Source organism: Geobacter sulfurreducens PCA (assembly GCF_000007985.2).
In the GTDB taxonomy this organism is placed as follows: domain Bacteria; phylum Desulfobacterota; class Desulfuromonadia; order Geobacterales; family Geobacteraceae; genus Geobacter; species Geobacter sulfurreducens.
In genome coordinates this window covers 858,591-873,887 of the sequence record NC_002939.5, presented here as the reverse complement: position 1 = coordinate 873,887, position 15,297 = coordinate 858,591, and the positions used below count along the sequence as shown (strand labels likewise).

Below are 15,297 nucleotides of genomic sequence, written 5' to 3'. Positions count from 1 at the left end.
GGAGGTCTCTGCTCCATGAAATGGATCCTGCTTCCCATCCTCTTCGTCACCCTGGCCGTCTCCGGCACCGCCCTGGCCCAGCCCTCGCCCACCGAAACGGTGAAGAAGACCGTTGACGACGTCATCAAAATCGTCTCGGACAAGGAACTGAAAAAGCCCCAGAACGAAAAACGGCGCCGCCAGGAGATCAAGCGGGCCATCGGCACGGTGTTCGATTCCGCCGAAATGGCCCAGCGGGCCATGGCGCGCCACTGGCGCGATCGGAACGCCGCCGAGAAGAAGGAGTTCGTGGATCTCTTCGAAAATCTGCTGGAGAACTCCTACGCCGGCAAGATCGAGTCCTACAACCAGGAGAAGGTGGTTTACCTGAAGGAGGCCATCGACGGCGACTATGCCGAGGTCAGGAGCAAGATCGTCACCGCCCGGCGCGACGAGTACTCTCTCGACTACCGCCTCATGCTCAAGGGCGGCAAGTGGGTGGTCTACGACATCGTCATCGAAGGGGTCAGCCTCGTCTCCAACTACCGGACCCAGTTCAACAAGATCATCACCAACCAGGGGTACGCGGAACTGGTAAAAAAACTGCGCTCCAAGAACAAGGAGATCAGCATGCCGTAAGCGTGACGGCACTTGGCAGCATCGACGCGGGGAGAGGCCACTCTCCCCGTTTTTTCATCCGGGGCGTATTTCTCCCGCCACATCGACTCCTTGCATAATCCGCTGCGTTCCGCTAGAGTGTGACTGTTGCATTTACGCCACACCTCGGACGCCCCATGGACAAACGGACCACGGACAGCACGCCTACAGCAACACCAGCCGAACGGGAACGGATCAAGCGGCGCCGCGAAGGGATCGTCATCGCCCTGTCGGTGCTCCTGATCCTGATCCTGACCCGGGTGGAGATCCACCTGTCGCGCATCAGCTCCGATGTGCCGATGGGGAGCAACTTCCTGATCTTCGGCGTCATCAACGTCATCATCCTGCTGATCATCCTCCTCATCTACCTTCTGTTCCGCAACGTGGCAAAGCTTCTGATGGAGCGACGGGGCAAGGCCCTGGGGGCCAACCTGCGCACGAAACTCGTCATCGCCTTCGTGAGCCTCTCCATCATCCCCACCATGCTCCTGTTCTTTGTCTCGGCCACCTACGTGAACCAGAGCATCCGCAACTGGTTCAACACCCAGATCGAAAACTCCCTCTCCGAATCGCTGGAGGTTGCCCAGACCTACTACAAGAATTCGGCGGCCAACGCTCTCTACTACGGTAACCAGATCAGCGCCATCATCCGGGACCAGCGCCTGCTCAACGACGAGAACCTGCCGCGGATGAAGGAGCTGATCCGCCAGAAGCAGAAGGAGTACAACCTGGGAATCGTGGAGGTCTACTCGGCCCAGAATGAGGAGCTGGTCCGCGCCGCGAACCCGGGGCTCCCGCTGGGGGAGTTCACCAACCCTTCCTCCGAAGACATCAAGCAGGGGCTCAACGGCAAGGAACTGACCCGGGTCAACACGGTGGGTAAGGCCGACCTCATCCGCGGCATCGTGCCGATCTATTCCACCTACCGCGCCGACGAGGTGGTGGGGGCGGTGGTGGTCAACTACTTCGTCCCCTACTCCCTGGTGGAGAAAATGCGGGAGATCACCGCCTCCTACGAGCAGTTCCGTCAGCTCAAAATCCTGAAGAATCCCATCCGGTCCGGCTACATCCTGGCCCTGTTCCTGATCACCATGGTGATTATCTTCCTGGCGGTCTGGTTCGGACTCCACCTGGCCAACAGCCTCACCACGCCGATCCAGGAACTGGCCGAAGCGACCCGTCAGGTGGCCGAGGGAAACCTGAACATCCGCCTGGGCCAGCGGACCGACGATGAGCTGGGCATGCTGGTGGCCGCCTTCAACAAGATGACCGACGACCTGCGAAGCAACCAGCTGGCCCTGAAAAACGCCAACGACGAGTTGTCGCGCAGCAACCAGGAACTGGAACAGCGGCGGCGCCATATGGAAATTGTGCTCCGCAACGTGGCTGCCGGGGTCATCGCCGTGGACCGGGGGGGGACGATAACCACCATCAACCCCTCAGCGGCCCGGCTCCTGCAGATCGACATGCCCCGGGCCGTGGGCCACAACTTCCGGGAGGTGCTCAAGGGAGAGCAGCTCGACATCGTGAAGGGGGTCCTGCGGGACATGGTCATGGCCAAGAAGGACAGCATCAGCCGCCAGATCACGGTGCCGGTGCGGGACAGCCGGGCGACGTTCCTCTTCAACCTGTCGGTCCTGCGGGACGAGAGCGGCGAATTCCTCGGCACCGTGGTGGTCTTCGACGACATGACCCAGTTGATCAAGGCCCAGCGGATGGCCGCCTGGCGCGAGGTGGCCCGCCGCATCGCCCACGAGATCAAGAATCCGCTGACCCCGATCCAGCTCTCGGCCCAACGGCTGCGCAAGCGCTACCTTCCCCGCTTCGGCGACGAAGACCGGGTCTTTGACGAGTGCACGGCCATGATCGTCAAATCCGTTGACGAACTGAAGACCCTGGTGGACGAGTTCTCCAACTTCGCCCGGATGCCTGCGGCCCATCCCTCCCCCAACGACCTGAACGCCGTCATCCGCGAGGCAGTCACCCTCTTCCGGGAAGGGCACCGCGGCGTCGCGTTCGGCTTCAGCGCCGACGACCGGCTGCCCCTGCTGCAGCTGGACCGGGACCAGATCAAGCGGGTCTTCATCAACCTCCTGGACAACGCCGTGGCGGCCATGGGGGGGACGGGCGAGGTCCGGATCATGAGCCGCTTCGATCCGGAGCTGAAAATGGCGGTGGTGACCGTGGCCGATACGGGGCCGGGCATCCCCCCGGAGGACAAGACGCGGGTCTTCGAGCCCTACTTCTCCACCAAGGCGTCGGGCACCGGCCTGGGGCTCGCCATCGTCAGCAGCATCATCACCGACCATCACGGGTTCATCCGGGTGCGGGACAACGAGCCCCGGGGGACCAAGTTCGTCATCGAACTGCCCGTGACGGGATAGAGAGGATTACGTGAACGAAACGATACTCGTCGTGGACGACGAACAGGACATCCGCACGGCCCTGGCCGGCATTCTGGAGGACGAGGGGTACCGGACCGCCTTCGCGCGCGACGGCGTCGAGGCCCTGGAGACGGTCCAGAAAGATCGGCCCGACCTGGTGCTTTTGGACATCTGGATGCCCAGGCTGGACGGCATGGAGACCCTCCAACGGCTCAAGACGGCCGACCCCGGCCTCACGGTGGTCATGATGTCGGGCCACGGCACCATTGAAACGGCAGTGAAGTCCACCAAAATGGGGGCCTTCGACTTCATCGAGAAACCCCTCTCCCTGGAAAAGATCCTGGTCACGGTCCGCAACGGCCTGGACGCAGGACGGCTCCGGGCCGAGAACGATTCGCTGCGCGCCCTGAGCTTCAGGGGACACGAGATCATGGGGGAGTCGGAGGCCATGGGACGGCTGCGGGAGCAAGTCCGGCTGGCCGGCCCGGCCGACGCGCCGGTGCTCATCACCGGCGAAAACGGGGCCGGCAAGGAACTGGCGGCCCGGTCGCTGCACTACCACAGCCCCCGCCGCGACCGGCCCTTCGTGGAACTCGACTGCGCCGCCCTGCCCGAAGAACTCATCGAGAGCGAGCTCTTCGGCCACGAAAAGGGCTTTGCCGGTGCCGCGACCCAGAAAAAGGGGAAGCTCGACCTGGCCAACGGCGGCACCATGTTTCTGGATGAGATCGGCGACATGCCGCCCCGCGCCCAGGCGAAGCTCCTGCGCCTCATCCAGGAGCGGAAATTCGAGCGGGCCGGTGGAACTAGGTCCATCGAGGCGGACGTGCGCATCATGGCCGCCAGCACGAGGAATCTGGAGGAAGAGGTCCGGGCGGGCCGCTTCAGCCCCGACCTGTTTTACCGGCTGAACGTGGTCAGCCTCGCGGTGCCGCCGCTGCGGGAGCGGCAGGATGACATCGTGCCGCTGGTGGAGCACTTCCTCGACATCTTCGCCCGCCGGGAGGGCCAGGAACGCAAAACCATGCCTCCCGAAGCCTTGGCCATCCTGGCCCGGCACGACTGGCCCGGCAACGTGCGGGAGCTGCGTACCATCGTGGAGCGGCTCGTCATCATGACCCCGGGGCGGGTGATCACCCCGGACAGCATTCCCCCGTCGATTGGCGAAGGCGCGGGTCGCGAGGGAGTTCTGCCCCGAAGCGAGGCCGCCCTGGAGCCCTCGTCGCTCCGAGAGGCACGGGAAGAATTCGAGCGGGAATTCATCATCCAGAAACTGGAGGAGTACGGCTGGAACATCTCGCGCACCGCCGACGCCATCGAGCTGGAGCGGAGCAACCTCTACCGCAAGATGAAGAGTTACGGGATCGACGCTAAAAAATGACGGGCATATCCTTTCGCACGAAAAAGGCCGTCTTCCCATGGGGGAGACGGCCCTTTTTCTTCAGATCGCGGCCGCTACTTCTTGATCACGCAGTCGATGATGGCGTTGATCCGCCGGTTGAGGGCCCGGCCCTCGGCCGTGGAGTTGTAGGCGATGGGCCGGCTGAAGCCGTATCCCTTGGCGGAGAGGCGCGAACGTTCGATGCCGAAGTGTTCGACCAGGTAATTGACTACCGCCTCGGCCCGGCGCAAGGAGAGCTTCATGTTGTGGTCGGCGGTGCCGACCCGGTCGGTATGCCCTTCGATGATTGCCGTGGTAGTAGGATTCCGCGTCATGAAATCGCCCACCTTGGCGATCTCTCCGCGGTATTGGGGCTTGATGTCCCACTTGTCCGTGTCGAACTGGACCTTCAGGGCGATGCAGAGCCGGTCAGGCAGGGCCGCGATGACCTTGGGGTCCTCCAGGGCGCAGTCGATGATCGCCTCGATCCGGCGGTTGCGCTGCTTTCCCGCCTCGGTGGAGTTGTCGGCGATGGGGCGGGTCTTGCCGAAGCCCCGGGCGGAGAGGCGTGTCCTGTCGATCCCGAAATTGTCCACCAGGTAGTTGACCACGCTTTCGGCGCGCCGCTGGGAAAGCCTCATGTTGTAAGCGTCGTCCCCCACATTGTCGGTGTGTCCCTCAATCACGGCCGTGGTCGAGGGATACTCCTTCAGGAAGTCAGCCACCCGCTTCACCTCGTCGTGGTATTGGGGACGGACGTCGGCCTTGTCGATGTCGAACTCAATGTTGAGGGTGATGCAGTACTTCATGAGGCCCGGCGTCGGCTCGGCAGCCATGGGGAGCGGCGCAGGCTCGGGTTCGACGACAGGGGCGGGCTCCGGAGCCGGCGGTGCGGGCGCAGCCTGCGGCGCTGGAACTGCCCTGGCCGCCGGGGCGGCTCCGCCGAACAGATAGCTCAAGCCGACCGTGTACTCGACGTTGCTGTACGAATATCCCAGATCGAAGATGCCCCGCACGTCGCCCCGTACCGCCACGACGTCGGTGATGAAGTACTTGACCCCGCCGCCGTAGGTGAGGATGCCGTCCGTGCGATCTCGGCCGTTGGAACCGGCGGCGTAGTCGAGGGTCGTCCCGCCCGCGCCGACCGCCAGGAACGGCACAAGGGAGCTTTCCGGCATGAAATGGTAGAGCCCCTCAAGCCGGTAGGTATAGGAGTCCACGTCGACCTGGCTGCCCTTGGTCTCCTCGGCCGGAGAGAAGCCGAACACGGTCTCCACCCCCCAGGTTGGAGTAAGGTTGTATCCGCCCCGGATGCCGAAAGTGGGCGCTGTGCGGATGTGCTGCTCCCCGTCGAAGGTATAGCCTCCGAAATAGGGACTGAGTGAAAAGAAACCGGCCCTGTTCTCCGCGGCTGCCGTCGACGCGACCAGCAGGGCGACGGCAAACGCGACACCAACGATGGTTCTCACCTTCATGGCGACCTCCCTGTAGACAGGCAACGGATATCGGGATCAAATCCCTTTCAAACCTTACCAGCGCACGGCAAATTGTCAAACTACGTCGCAGAGTTACACGCTATCACCCTCTGCAGTGGCAGGAGAAACCCATTGACAGGAGGGACGGCCGCCGGTATATATGGCGTCGCTCAAACCTGTGCGAGGAAATGCCATGACCCTTCTCGACACCATTCTGGACGCAAACAGAAAGTTCGTCCGCCCCGGCGCGTTCCCCCCCCTGGCCAAGAACCCGAAAAAACAGTTCGCCATCTTCACCTGCATGGACACGCGCCTGGTGGATTTCCTGGAACCAGCCATGGGAATCAGGCGGGGCGACGCGAAGGTCATCAAGAACGCCGGCAACACCATCGTGGATCCCATCAGCGGCGGCGTCATCAGGAGTCTCGTGGCGGCGGTGTTCATGCTCGGCGTGGAAGAGATCTTCGTCATCGGCCACCGGGACTGCGGCATGGCGGCGGTGGATTCCGGCGACCTCAGGCAGCGGATGGTGGCGCGCGGCATAGACCCCTCCGTCATCGAAGCCCAGGTGCCTGATCTGGCCCAGTGGATGGGTGCATTTTCGTGCCCCGAGGAAAACGTGGCCCGCGTCACGTCGGTGATCCGCCAGAACCCCCTCATCCCGCGGGATGTACCGGTCCACGGCCTCATCTTCTGCCCCAACGACGGCCATCTTGAAGTAATCGTCAGGGGATACTGATCCCCCGGTTCGCGAGGATCCCATGTCCAGGAACCACCTGCCGTTCAGCGCCGGCGAACTGGAAGCGCTGCCCCTGTTCCGCTTCGTTCCCCTCGAGTGCATCGAAGGCATTCTTGAGCACAGTTGCGTGGTCAGCCTGGAGCGGGGCGAGCGCTTTGAGCCGGCCGGCCCTCTGGGTCGAACCATCCACCTGATCCTGGACGGCCGCCTCGCCCTCTACTACGACGTCCGGGAACGGGACGACACGCCCCTGCACCTGGAGCGGGGCGACATCGTCGGTCAAAGCCTCGTTTCCGGTGAGCCGGAAGTCCCCTGCACCCTCGTGGCCGCTGAAGAAACGCGGCTCATGATCCTGGAGGAGGACCTGATCTGGTCCCTGGCCCAGGCATCCCACGCAGCCGCCTGCAACCTGCTCGGCATCCTTCTGCGCGGCAGGGGAGGCTCTCCCCAGGAGAGCTTCTCGGGGACCGTGCGCGACTACGCCCTCCGCAACCAGGCGGTGGTGGACCCCCTTACCGGTTTCCAGAGCAGACGTTGGCTGGAGGGGATTCTCTCGCGGCAGGTGGATCGCTTCACCGCCAACGGCCGGCCCCTGTCCCTGGTGATGATCGACATCGATGGCTTTCGCGCGTTCAACGAGCGCCACGGTCGCGCCGGCGGCGACCGGGCCCTGCACGACGTCGCCAAAACCCTCCGGAACTCCCTCCGCCCCGGCGAGCTGGTGGCGCGCTACGGCGGCGACACCTTCGCGGTGCTCCTCCCCGAAACGGAACCATCCACAGCATGGATGATCGCGGACCGGCTCAGGCAACGCCTGATGCGCACCGTCATCGACATGGGGGACGGCGCCATGCTGCCGCCGCTCTCCATTTCGGCGGGGGTGGCCGAAGCCACCCCGGGCATCGACGGACCCACCATTGCGGATAACGCGCTCGCGGCGCTCGACAGGGCAAAGGCAGCGGGGGGCAACACCGTTTCCCGTTAGCCTCCCGACCGGATCGTTCCTTCTCGCAATTTTGTTCTGTGACCGGAGCCGGCAGCGGTCACAAGGGCAGACATTGCGGAACGTGCCAGTCAGCCGGACCACGAGCCTCCTTCCCCTCTTTAATGTATACACGTTATTATTTCCGCAGCCTCCATGCTACAATAAGCAACGGTATTCACCGACATCGAGTTGTCGGCCTAGTCGGAGTGGTGGAGCGCCCCATGGACGTACCCTCGAAAACGTGGCGCGGATGCGCCGTTCTTAGTCCCGGCCTTTCCGCACGGCGCCAGGACGTGCTTTCCCTCTACCTGGACGCCGGCTACCCGACCACCCTGATCCTCTCCCTGGCTACGCCGGAGGGCGGTCTTGACGACCGGCTCGAAGCAGCTCTGTCGATTACCTTCCGGAACTTGGTGAAGGTTCTCCCCGAGCTGCTCAACCTCAAGAAATCTGGTGACAAGGACGATACATATGCTATTATGCACGTCCCTTTGGACGCGATTGAGGTTAAAAGACGCTGTATTGCCCTGGAGATGGGAACACCTTTTTCGCAGCTCATCGATCTGGATGTGTACGACGGCAGCGGAACCCGGATAAGCCGGGCGCTCCTCGGACTCACCCCTCGTCCTTGTCTCGCGTGCGGCCAACGGGCCGCCGACTGCATCCGCCACCGACACCTCACCCCGGCGGAGATACCCGGGAGGCTTCATGAACTCCTCGCGCATCTTCGAGATTGAGCAGTTTGCCCAGTCCCTCGTCAAGGGGGGGGCCATGGCACTCTATCTGACGCCGAAACCGGGGCTCGTGGACATGGCCAACCAAGGGTCCCACCCCGATCTTACACTCGACAAGATGGAGCGGTCGCTCCATATTCTGGGCGACTACCTGGCGGAACTGATCCGTTCGCTTACCGACGGAGAGCGTTTCCTCTGTCAGGCCGTGATCGGCCGACGGGCCGAAGAGGTCATGATGGAGGAGCTGGGCTCAAACACCCTCAAGGGCTACTTCTTCCTGAGCGGACTTCTGCTGGTTGCCCGCTGGCGCTGCGACTCAGATGACGAAAAGCGGTTGAGCCGGGCGGTGTCCGAGCTGGGCGAGGAATTCTTCGCCCTGCGCCGTGAGCAGGCAACCAACGGCCATTCGGCCCGTTCCCGCTTCGGCACCGGCGGGGTCGTGCACGAGGTCCTGGACGGGCTCCCGTCCCTGTTCACCTGTGCCGTGCCGGTGTATCTGGCGGCCATCGAACGGACCGGCTGCTTCACCAGCGCCTCCTTTGCCATGCTTGCCCGCCTCATGCAGACGGTGGACGACACCACCACCCTCCATCGCTGCGGCACCATGGGGCTGGCCCGGTTGCGGCGCGACGGCCAGACCCTGGAGCGGCTCATTGCCGAGGGGGGCGATCCGGTCGCGTTTCTCACGGAACTAGACCGCAAGTACGTGCGGATGAATCTCACCATGGGCGGTGTCGCCGACGTCCTCGGCCTGGCCTACGGCTACCTCGTGGCCACGGGACGGCTGGCGGGCGCGTCGGAGACCACCCGCTCCAGAAACTCCAAGCCGCGGCTGCGCCTCTGCATGGGCGACGCCTGAGGGCCGTCCCCGCGTCCCCGGCGCGCTGCCGCGCTCATCCTTCATGCTCCTGAGACTCTTTCTCATCTTCAGTGTTGTTCCGATCATCGAGCTCTACCTCCTCATCAGGGTGGGCAAACTGATCGGCGCCCTGCCCACCGTGGCCCTGCTGCTGGTCGTCAGCCTCGCCGGCGCCTGGCTGGTCCGCTCCCAGGGCTTCGTGATCCTGCGCCGCATCCAGGATGAGCTGGCCATGGGGCGGCTCCCGGCCGCCGGCCTGCTCGACGGCGCGCTGGTTCTCCTGGGAGGGCTGCTCCTCCTGACCCCCGGCTTTTTCAGCGACGTGGTCGGCCTGTTCTTCATCATTCCCCCCACCCGTGCCGTCATCAAGCAGTTCCTGGGCCTCTGGCTCCAGAACAGGCTCGCCCGCGGCCAGTTCGTCATCCGCCGGTTCTGACCCTCTCCCCGCCGCTTCGTTGCATCCCCGCCGGATTGCGATACGCTTTTTCCTGCTGGTCACCACTGCCGTCAGGAGGAGCTTTGTCATGAACGTACTCATTGTCTACTATTCCATGTACGGCCACATCCATCGTATGGCCGAAGCCGTGGCCGAGGGGGTCCGCGAGGTGCCCGGCGCCGAGGCGGTGCTCCGCCGCGTGCCAGAAACGCTGTCGCCCGACGTGCTCGAAAAGATGGGCGCCGTCGAGCCCCAGAAGGCCTTTGCCCACATTCCGGTGGCCACGGTGGACGAGCTTGCCTCGGCAGACGCCATCATCTTCGGCACGCCCACCCGCTTCGGCAACATGTGCGGCCAGATGCGCCAGTTTCTGGATGCCACCGGCGGGCTCTGGGTGAAAGGCTCCCTCGTGGGCAAGGCCGCCGGCGTCTTTACCAGTTCCGCCACCCAGCACGGGGGCCAGGAATCCACAATCCTCACCTTCCACACCTTCCTCCTCCATCAGGGGATGGTCATCGTGGGCCTTCCCTATGCCTTTGCCGGCCAGACGCGGATCGACGAAATCACCGGCGGCTCCCCCTACGGCGCCTCCACCATCGCCGGCGGCCAGGGGGAACGGCTGCCGAGCGAGAACGATCTGGCCGGGGCCCGCTTCCAGGGCAGGTATGTGGCGCAGATCGCCGCCAAACTGAACGGATAGGAAGCACAGGGAGGTTCTTCCATGTCCTGGATTCGCTGGTTCTCGGAAATAACCATTGATGACGTCCCCCTGGTCGGGGGCAAGAACGCCTCCCTCGGCGAAATGTTCGGGGAGCTCAGGCCTCTGGGGGTGCGGATTCCCAACGGCTTCGCAATCACGGCGGAGGCCTACTGGCACCTGATCCGGTCGGCGGGTATCCTGGAAGAAATGAAACAGGCCCTGGCGGAACTGGTCAAGGAGGACGTGGATGACTTGGCGCTCCGGGGGCGCCGGCTGCGGGAGCTGGTGTACGGCGCCCCCCTCCCGGGGGAATTGGCGGAAGAGATCAGGGAGGCCTACCGGGGGCTCTGCGCCGAGTATGGCGATAACTGCGACGTGGCGGTCCGCAGCTCGGCCACGGCAGAAGATCTCCCCACCGCCTCCTTCGCGGGGCAGCAGGAGACCTACCTGAACGTCCGGGGCGAGGCGCAGCTCCTGGACGCCTGCCGCCGCTGCTTCGCCTCCCTCTTCACCGACCGTGCCATTTCATACCGCATCGACCAGGGGTTCGACCACTTCAAGGTGGGGCTCTCCGTGGGCGTCATGAAGATGGTCCGGTCGGATCTCGCCTCCAGCGGGGTCATCTTCACCCTAGACACCGAGACCGGCTTCCGGGACACGGTTTTGATCACCGGCGCCTGGGGGCTGGGCGAGAACGTGGTCCAGGGGGCCGTGAACCCGGACGAGTTCACGGTTTTCAAGCCCGCGCTCCGGCAGGGATTCCGCCCCATCGTCCGGCGGCGGCTGGGGGAGAAGAAAATCCGGATGATCTACGGCACCGGCACCTCCAAGCACCTGACCAAGAACGTGGAGGTGCCCCGGGAGGAGCGGCGCCGCTTCTGCCTCAGCGACGACGAGGTGCTGGAGTTGGCCCGCCAGGCCCTCATGATCGAGTCGCACTATGAGAAGCGGGCCGGCCGCGAGATGCCCATGGACATCGAATGGGCCAAGGACGGGGAGTCGGGCCGGCTCTTCATCGTCCAGGCCCGGCCCGAGACGGTGGAATCCCGCAAGCGGCTCGACTTCCTGGAGACCTACATCCTGGAGCAGAAGGGAGAGGTGCTGGCCACCGGTACCAGCGTGGGCGGAAAGATCGCCGCCGGCCCGGCCCGGGTCATCACCGACATCCACAAGCTGGGCGACTTCAGCCCCGGCGAGGTCCTGGTGGCCGATACCACCACCCCCGACTGGGAGCCGGTCATGAAGACCGCCGCGGCCATCGTCACCAACAAGGGGGGGCGCACCTGCCACGCCGCCATCGTCAGTCGCGAGCTGGGCATCCCGTCGGTGGTCGGCACCGGCGACGGGACCGAGCGGATCGCCAGCAACCGGGAGATAACGGTGAGCTGCGCCGAAGGGGAAGTCGGCAGAATCTACAGCGGCGAACTCCCCTTCCGGGTGGAGCGGGTTGACCTGGCCGGCATGCGGCGCCCCCACACCAGGATCATGATGAACCTGGGCAATCCGGAGGAAGCCTTCTCCCTCTGCCGGATTCCCAACGACGGGGTGGGGCTCGCCCGGATGGAGTTCATCATCACCAACCACATCAAGATCCATCCCATGGCCCTGGTTCACCCCCTCCGGGTGGAGGACGAGGCATCGCGGCGCGAGATCGCGCGCCTCACCGCCGGCTATGCCGACCCGCCCGCCTACTTTGTGGAAAAGCTTGCCGAGGGGATCGGCACCATTGCCGCCGCCTTCCATCCCAAACCGGTCATTGTCCGCATGAGCGACTTCAAGACCAACGAGTACGCCTCGCTCCTGGGGGGCCGGGCCTTCGAGCCCGACGAGGAGAACCCCATGATCGGCTTCCGGGGGGCGTCGCGCTACTACGACGAGCGCTACCGGGAAGGATTCGCCCTGGAGTGCCGGGCCCTGAAGCGGGTCCGGGACGAGATGGGACTCGTGAACGTAATCCCCATGATCCCCTTCTGCCGACGCATCGTGGAGGCGGAGAAGGTACTGGCCGAAATGGCGGCAAACGGCCTCGTCCGGGGCGAAAACGGCCTGGAAGTCTACGTCATGTGCGAGATCCCCAACAACGTCATCATGATCGACGAGTTCTCGCGGCTTTTCGACGGTTTTTCCATCGGCTCCAACGACCTGACCCAGCTCACCCTCGGCGTGGACCGGGACTCGGCCCTGGTGGCCCACGTCTTTGACGAGCGGGACCCGGGGGTCATGGAACTCATCGGCCGGGTCGTGGAGGGGGCGCGCCGCAACGGACGCCACAGCGGCATCTGCGGCCAGGCCCCCAGTGACTACCCCGAGTTCGCGGCCTTTCTCGTGGAGCAGGGAATCGACTCCATTTCGCTCAACCCCGATTCGATCCTCAAGATCACGATGAGGGTCCTGGAAATGGAGGAGCAGCTGGCGCAGCAGGGGAACAAGAGGAGTTAGACATGTCGCTCAACGATGCAAAGGTAGTAGTGATCGGCGGCAGTTCCGGCATGGGGCTCGCCGTGGCGAAGATGGCCGCGGACGAGGGGGCCCGGGTGGTGATTGCCGGCCGGTCGGAGGAGAAGCTCCGGCAGGCCGCGGACGAGATTCGCCAGCCGGTTGAGACCCGCTCCCTTGACGTGACGCAGGAACAGGCCGTGCAGGCGTTTTTCGTCGAAACCGGCGAACTGGACCACTTGGTCGTAACCGCGGCCACCGGCGTGGCGGGATCGTTCCTGGAGCTGGAAACCCCGTCGTTCCGCCAGATCTTCGACAGCAAGTTCTGGGGTCAGTACTTTGCGGCCCGCTACGGGGCCCAGCGGATCAGGGAGGGGGGCTCGATCACCTTCTTTTCCGGCGTGGCCGCGGCCAAGCCCGTGGACGGCCTTTCGGCGTACGCCGCAGTGAACGGCGCCGTGGAGGCCCTCTGCCGGAGCCTGGCCGTGGAACTGGCGCCCCTGCGGGTGAACGCCGTCTCGCCGGGGATCGTGGATACTCCCGCCTATGCCGGCATGAGCCCCGCCGAACGGAAGAGAATGTTCGATGCCCTCGCCGCCCGGCTCCCGGCCCGGCGGATCGGCAGGCCCGAAGACGTGGCCGCTGCAGTGATCTCGCTTATGAAGAACGGTTATGTCACCGGATCAGTGGTGTACGTGGACGGAGGACACCGGCTGGTCTAGCAGACAGCCGGCGGTCGCGGACAGCCCCAGCGGCGCCGGGACCGCCGGCCCCCCCTGGCGGCTCCATCCGACACTCCCACCGGCAAGATCATTGCATTGTCGCTTAAACCAGAGGACCGGGAAGCAGGCACCTCTCGGAGCGCCCGCATTCCACCTTCCGACATGGCGTGTGCCACACCCCGGCCTCGCCCACCCAGATCGAACATTCCGATATCCCATCTCGTCGCAACGGCTGTGCGCCTTCGTGCCGCGCCCGGGTGCGCGCCCGCGAAGCGGATCATTCGGCCGGGGACTACAGAGGAGGCTGACGGAGCAGTGAGCGTGAAGATGCCGAGATCCGGTCGTACCCTGATGTTCCATGCCGCGGCGCTCGCCTTGGCAATGGCGCCGGTTGCCGCGGCCGCGGCGGCAGGAGAGAATGGCGGTGACGGGAAAGGACGGCGGTATCAGCTGTGCCGGTTCGACGAGGACTGGTCGTATCTGCGCGCCCCCTCCCGCCGCGACGACCTCTGGGACCCGGTCAAGTACCTGCCACTGACGTCATCGGGCGACGCGTACCTCTCCCTTGGGGGCGATGCCCGGCTCAGGTACGAGTACTTCAACAATGCCAACTGGGGGCGCGGCCCCCAGGACAATGACGGCTACCTGCTCCAGCGCTACCTGGTCCATGCCGACCTTCGGCTGACCGATGCGGCGCGGCTGTTCGCCCAACTCCAGAGCAGTCTCGAGGAAGGGCGGAGCGGCGGACCGCGCCCCACCGACGAGGACCAGCTCGACCTCCACCAGCTTTTCGTCGACGCAACACCGGCAGTGGGAGACACCCGCCCCCTCACGGTCCGGGTGGGGCGGCAGGAGCTGACCTTCGGCTCGTCACGCCTCGTATCGGTGCGCGAAAGCCCCAACAACCGCCGCAGCTTCGACGGGGTCCGAATCATCGGCCGGGTGGCCGGCATGAGGCTTGATGCGTTCGCCACCCGGCCGGTGGAAACAAAGCCCCATGTATTCGACAACCGGAGCGACGATGCCCAGGCATTCTGGGGAGCCTATGGCGTAGCCCCGCTGCCCGTGCTACCCGGCGGCTCCATCGACCTTTACTACCTGGGGCTGTACCGCAGGGGCGCACGCTTCGACCAGGGCCGCGCCCGCGAAACGCGCCATGCCGGCGGCACGCGGATCTGGGGCGCGGCCGGGGCGTGGGACTACAATGCCGAATTCGTCTTCCAGTGGGGCAGTTTCGGCAACGGCCGCATCCGGGCATGGACCGCGGCATCGGACACCGGCTACACCCTGAGGAACGCGCCGTGGCAGCCGAGGCTCGGCCTCAGGGCGAACATCGCCAGCGGCGACAGCGACCCCACGGACCGCACTCTCGGCACGTTCAACCCGTTCTATCCCAAGGGCAACTATTTCAGCGAGGCCGGACTCATGGGACCCGCCAACCTGATGAATCTCCACCCCGAGATTACGGTGAAGCCGGCCCGAAACCTGTCGATGCGGCTCGACTGGGACGTCATCTGGCGCCACAGCAGGCATGACGGCATCTACGCCAACAGCCTGAGCGTTGTCCGCTCCGGCACCACCGGCGGTTCGCGCTCCGTGGGGAGCCAGCTCCAATGCCAAGTCGACTGGCAGGTCGACCGGCACCTGCTGCTGACGGCCAACTACTCCCGCTTCTTTGCCGGTCCGTTCATCCGGGAGAGCGGACCGGGAAAGGATGTGGATTACGTCGGCACCTGGGCGACCTATCGTTTTTGAGCAGGGGCAAAGAAGAATGGGGCTTCCCGCCGCAACGGGGCAGTTGCACCGGGAC

The 15,297-nt window shown here is 64.8% G+C and carries 13 protein-coding genes; 12 read left to right on the top strand and 1 reads right to left on the bottom strand.

The annotated features are described in order from the left end of the window. Nucleotides 1-15: 15 nt before the first annotated feature. The 3 genes from GS_RS04090 to GS_RS04080 all read left to right on the top strand — a co-directional run bounded on the left by GS_RS04090 (nt 16) and on the right by GS_RS04080 (nt 4,401). Entirely contained in the window at nt 16-618 is a 603-nt protein-coding gene (locus GS_RS04090) for an MlaC/ttg2D family ABC transporter substrate-binding protein (protein WP_010941479.1), read from the top strand. A gap of 155 nt (nt 619-773) precedes the next feature. Then, the gene (locus GS_RS04085) at nt 774-3,020 is read left to right on the top strand and encodes a sensor histidine kinase (protein ID WP_010941478.1); all 2,247 of its coding nucleotides are present in this window, start codon (nt 774-776) and stop codon (nt 3,018-3,020) included. A 10-nt stretch (nt 3,021-3,030) separates the two neighbouring features. Beyond that, nucleotides 3,031-4,401, top strand: coding sequence for a sigma-54-dependent transcriptional regulator (locus GS_RS04080; RefSeq protein ID WP_010941477.1), 1,371 nt, complete (start codon nt 3,031-3,033; stop codon nt 4,399-4,401). A 74-nt stretch (nt 4,402-4,475) separates the two neighbouring features. On the opposite strand, the gene GS_RS04075 is transcribed toward GS_RS04080, so the two are convergent. Beyond that, the gene (locus tag GS_RS04075) at nt 4,476-5,876 is read right to left on the bottom strand and encodes an OmpA family protein (RefSeq protein WP_010941476.1); all 1,401 of its coding nucleotides are present in this window, start codon (nt 5,874-5,876) and stop codon (nt 4,476-4,478) included. Between the two features lie 193 nt (nt 5,877-6,069). Here GS_RS04075 and GS_RS04070 point away from each other — a divergent pair, with 193 nt between their 5' ends. The 9 genes from GS_RS04070 to GS_RS04030 all read left to right on the top strand — a co-directional run bounded on the left by GS_RS04070 (nt 6,070) and on the right by GS_RS04030 (nt 15,242). Continuing rightward, nucleotides 6,070-6,615 (top strand): beta-class carbonic anhydrase, encoded by a 546-nt coding sequence (locus GS_RS04070; protein WP_010941475.1) that lies wholly within the window; start codon nt 6,070-6,072, stop codon nt 6,613-6,615. Between the two features lie 22 nt (nt 6,616-6,637). Beyond that, complete coding sequence (locus GS_RS04065; protein WP_010941474.1) at nt 6,638-7,600, top strand: diguanylate cyclase; 963 nt, start codon at nt 6,638-6,640, stop codon at nt 7,598-7,600. Nucleotides 7,601-7,821: 221 nt separating this feature from the next. Continuing rightward, complete coding sequence (locus GS_RS04060; protein WP_010941473.1) at nt 7,822-8,337, top strand: citrate lyase holo-[acyl-carrier protein] synthase; 516 nt, start codon at nt 7,822-7,824, stop codon at nt 8,335-8,337. Beyond that, nucleotides 8,309-9,193, top strand: a complete 885-nt coding sequence (locus GS_RS04055; RefSeq protein ID WP_010941472.1) for a triphosphoribosyl-dephospho-CoA synthase — start codon at nt 8,309-8,311, stop codon at nt 9,191-9,193. The genes GS_RS04060 and GS_RS04055 overlap by 29 nt, the downstream gene beginning before the upstream one ends. Nucleotides 9,194-9,236: 43 nt before the next feature. After that, nucleotides 9,237-9,629 (top strand): FxsA family protein, encoded by a 393-nt coding sequence (locus tag GS_RS04050; protein ID WP_010941471.1) that lies wholly within the window; start codon nt 9,237-9,239, stop codon nt 9,627-9,629. 88 nt (nt 9,630-9,717) lie between these two features. After that, the gene (gene wrbA, locus GS_RS04045) at nt 9,718-10,329 is read left to right on the top strand and encodes an NAD(P)H:quinone oxidoreductase (protein WP_010941470.1); all 612 of its coding nucleotides are present in this window, start codon (nt 9,718-9,720) and stop codon (nt 10,327-10,329) included. A 21-nt stretch (nt 10,330-10,350) separates the two neighbouring features. Beyond that, nucleotides 10,351-12,768 carry a phosphoenolpyruvate synthase gene (gene ppsA, locus GS_RS04040; protein WP_010941469.1) on the top strand — a complete coding sequence of 806 codons (2,418 nt, stop codon included), beginning with the start codon at nt 10,351-10,353 and terminating at the stop codon, nt 12,766-12,768. 2 nt (nt 12,769-12,770) lie between these two features. Next, entirely contained in the window at nt 12,771-13,487 is a 717-nt protein-coding gene (locus GS_RS04035; RefSeq protein WP_010941468.1) for an SDR family oxidoreductase, read from the top strand. Between the two features lie 327 nt (nt 13,488-13,814). Next, nucleotides 13,815-15,242, top strand: coding sequence for a DUF1302 family protein (locus tag GS_RS04030; RefSeq protein ID WP_235045022.1), 1,428 nt, complete (start codon nt 13,815-13,817; stop codon nt 15,240-15,242). Nucleotides 15,243-15,297 lie beyond the last annotated feature (55 nt).

What these genes read in the sequence shown, in the direction of transcription:
- GS_RS04090 (WP_010941479.1), top strand. Translation starts at nt 16, where the DNA reads ATGAAATGGATCCTGCTTCCCATCCTCTTCGTCACCCTGGCCGTCTCC.
- wrbA (WP_010941470.1), top strand. Translation starts at nt 9,718, where the DNA reads ATGAACGTACTCATTGTCTACTATTCCATGTACGGCCACATCCATCGT.
- ppsA (WP_010941469.1), top strand. Translation starts at nt 10,351, where the DNA reads ATGTCCTGGATTCGCTGGTTCTCGGAAATAACCATTGATGACGTCCCC.
- GS_RS04035 (WP_010941468.1), top strand. Translation starts at nt 12,771, where the DNA reads ATGTCGCTCAACGATGCAAAGGTAGTAGTGATCGGCGGCAGTTCCGGC.
- GS_RS04055 (WP_010941472.1), top strand. Translation starts at nt 8,309, where the DNA reads ATGAACTCCTCGCGCATCTTCGAGATTGAGCAGTTTGCCCAGTCCCTC.
- GS_RS04070 (WP_010941475.1), top strand. Translation starts at nt 6,070, where the DNA reads ATGACCCTTCTCGACACCATTCTGGACGCAAACAGAAAGTTCGTCCGC.
- GS_RS04075 (WP_010941476.1), bottom strand. Translation starts at nt 5,876, where the DNA reads ATGAAGGTGAGAACCATCGTTGGTGTCGCGTTTGCCGTCGCCCTGCTG.
- GS_RS04085 (WP_010941478.1), top strand. Translation starts at nt 774, where the DNA reads ATGGACAAACGGACCACGGACAGCACGCCTACAGCAACACCAGCCGAA.
- GS_RS04050 (WP_010941471.1), top strand. Translation starts at nt 9,237, where the DNA reads ATGCTCCTGAGACTCTTTCTCATCTTCAGTGTTGTTCCGATCATCGAG.
- GS_RS04065 (WP_010941474.1), top strand. Translation starts at nt 6,638, where the DNA reads ATGTCCAGGAACCACCTGCCGTTCAGCGCCGGCGAACTGGAAGCGCTG.
- GS_RS04060 (WP_010941473.1), top strand. Translation starts at nt 7,822, where the DNA reads ATGGACGTACCCTCGAAAACGTGGCGCGGATGCGCCGTTCTTAGTCCC.
- GS_RS04030 (WP_235045022.1), top strand. Translation starts at nt 13,815, where the DNA reads ATGCCGAGATCCGGTCGTACCCTGATGTTCCATGCCGCGGCGCTCGCC.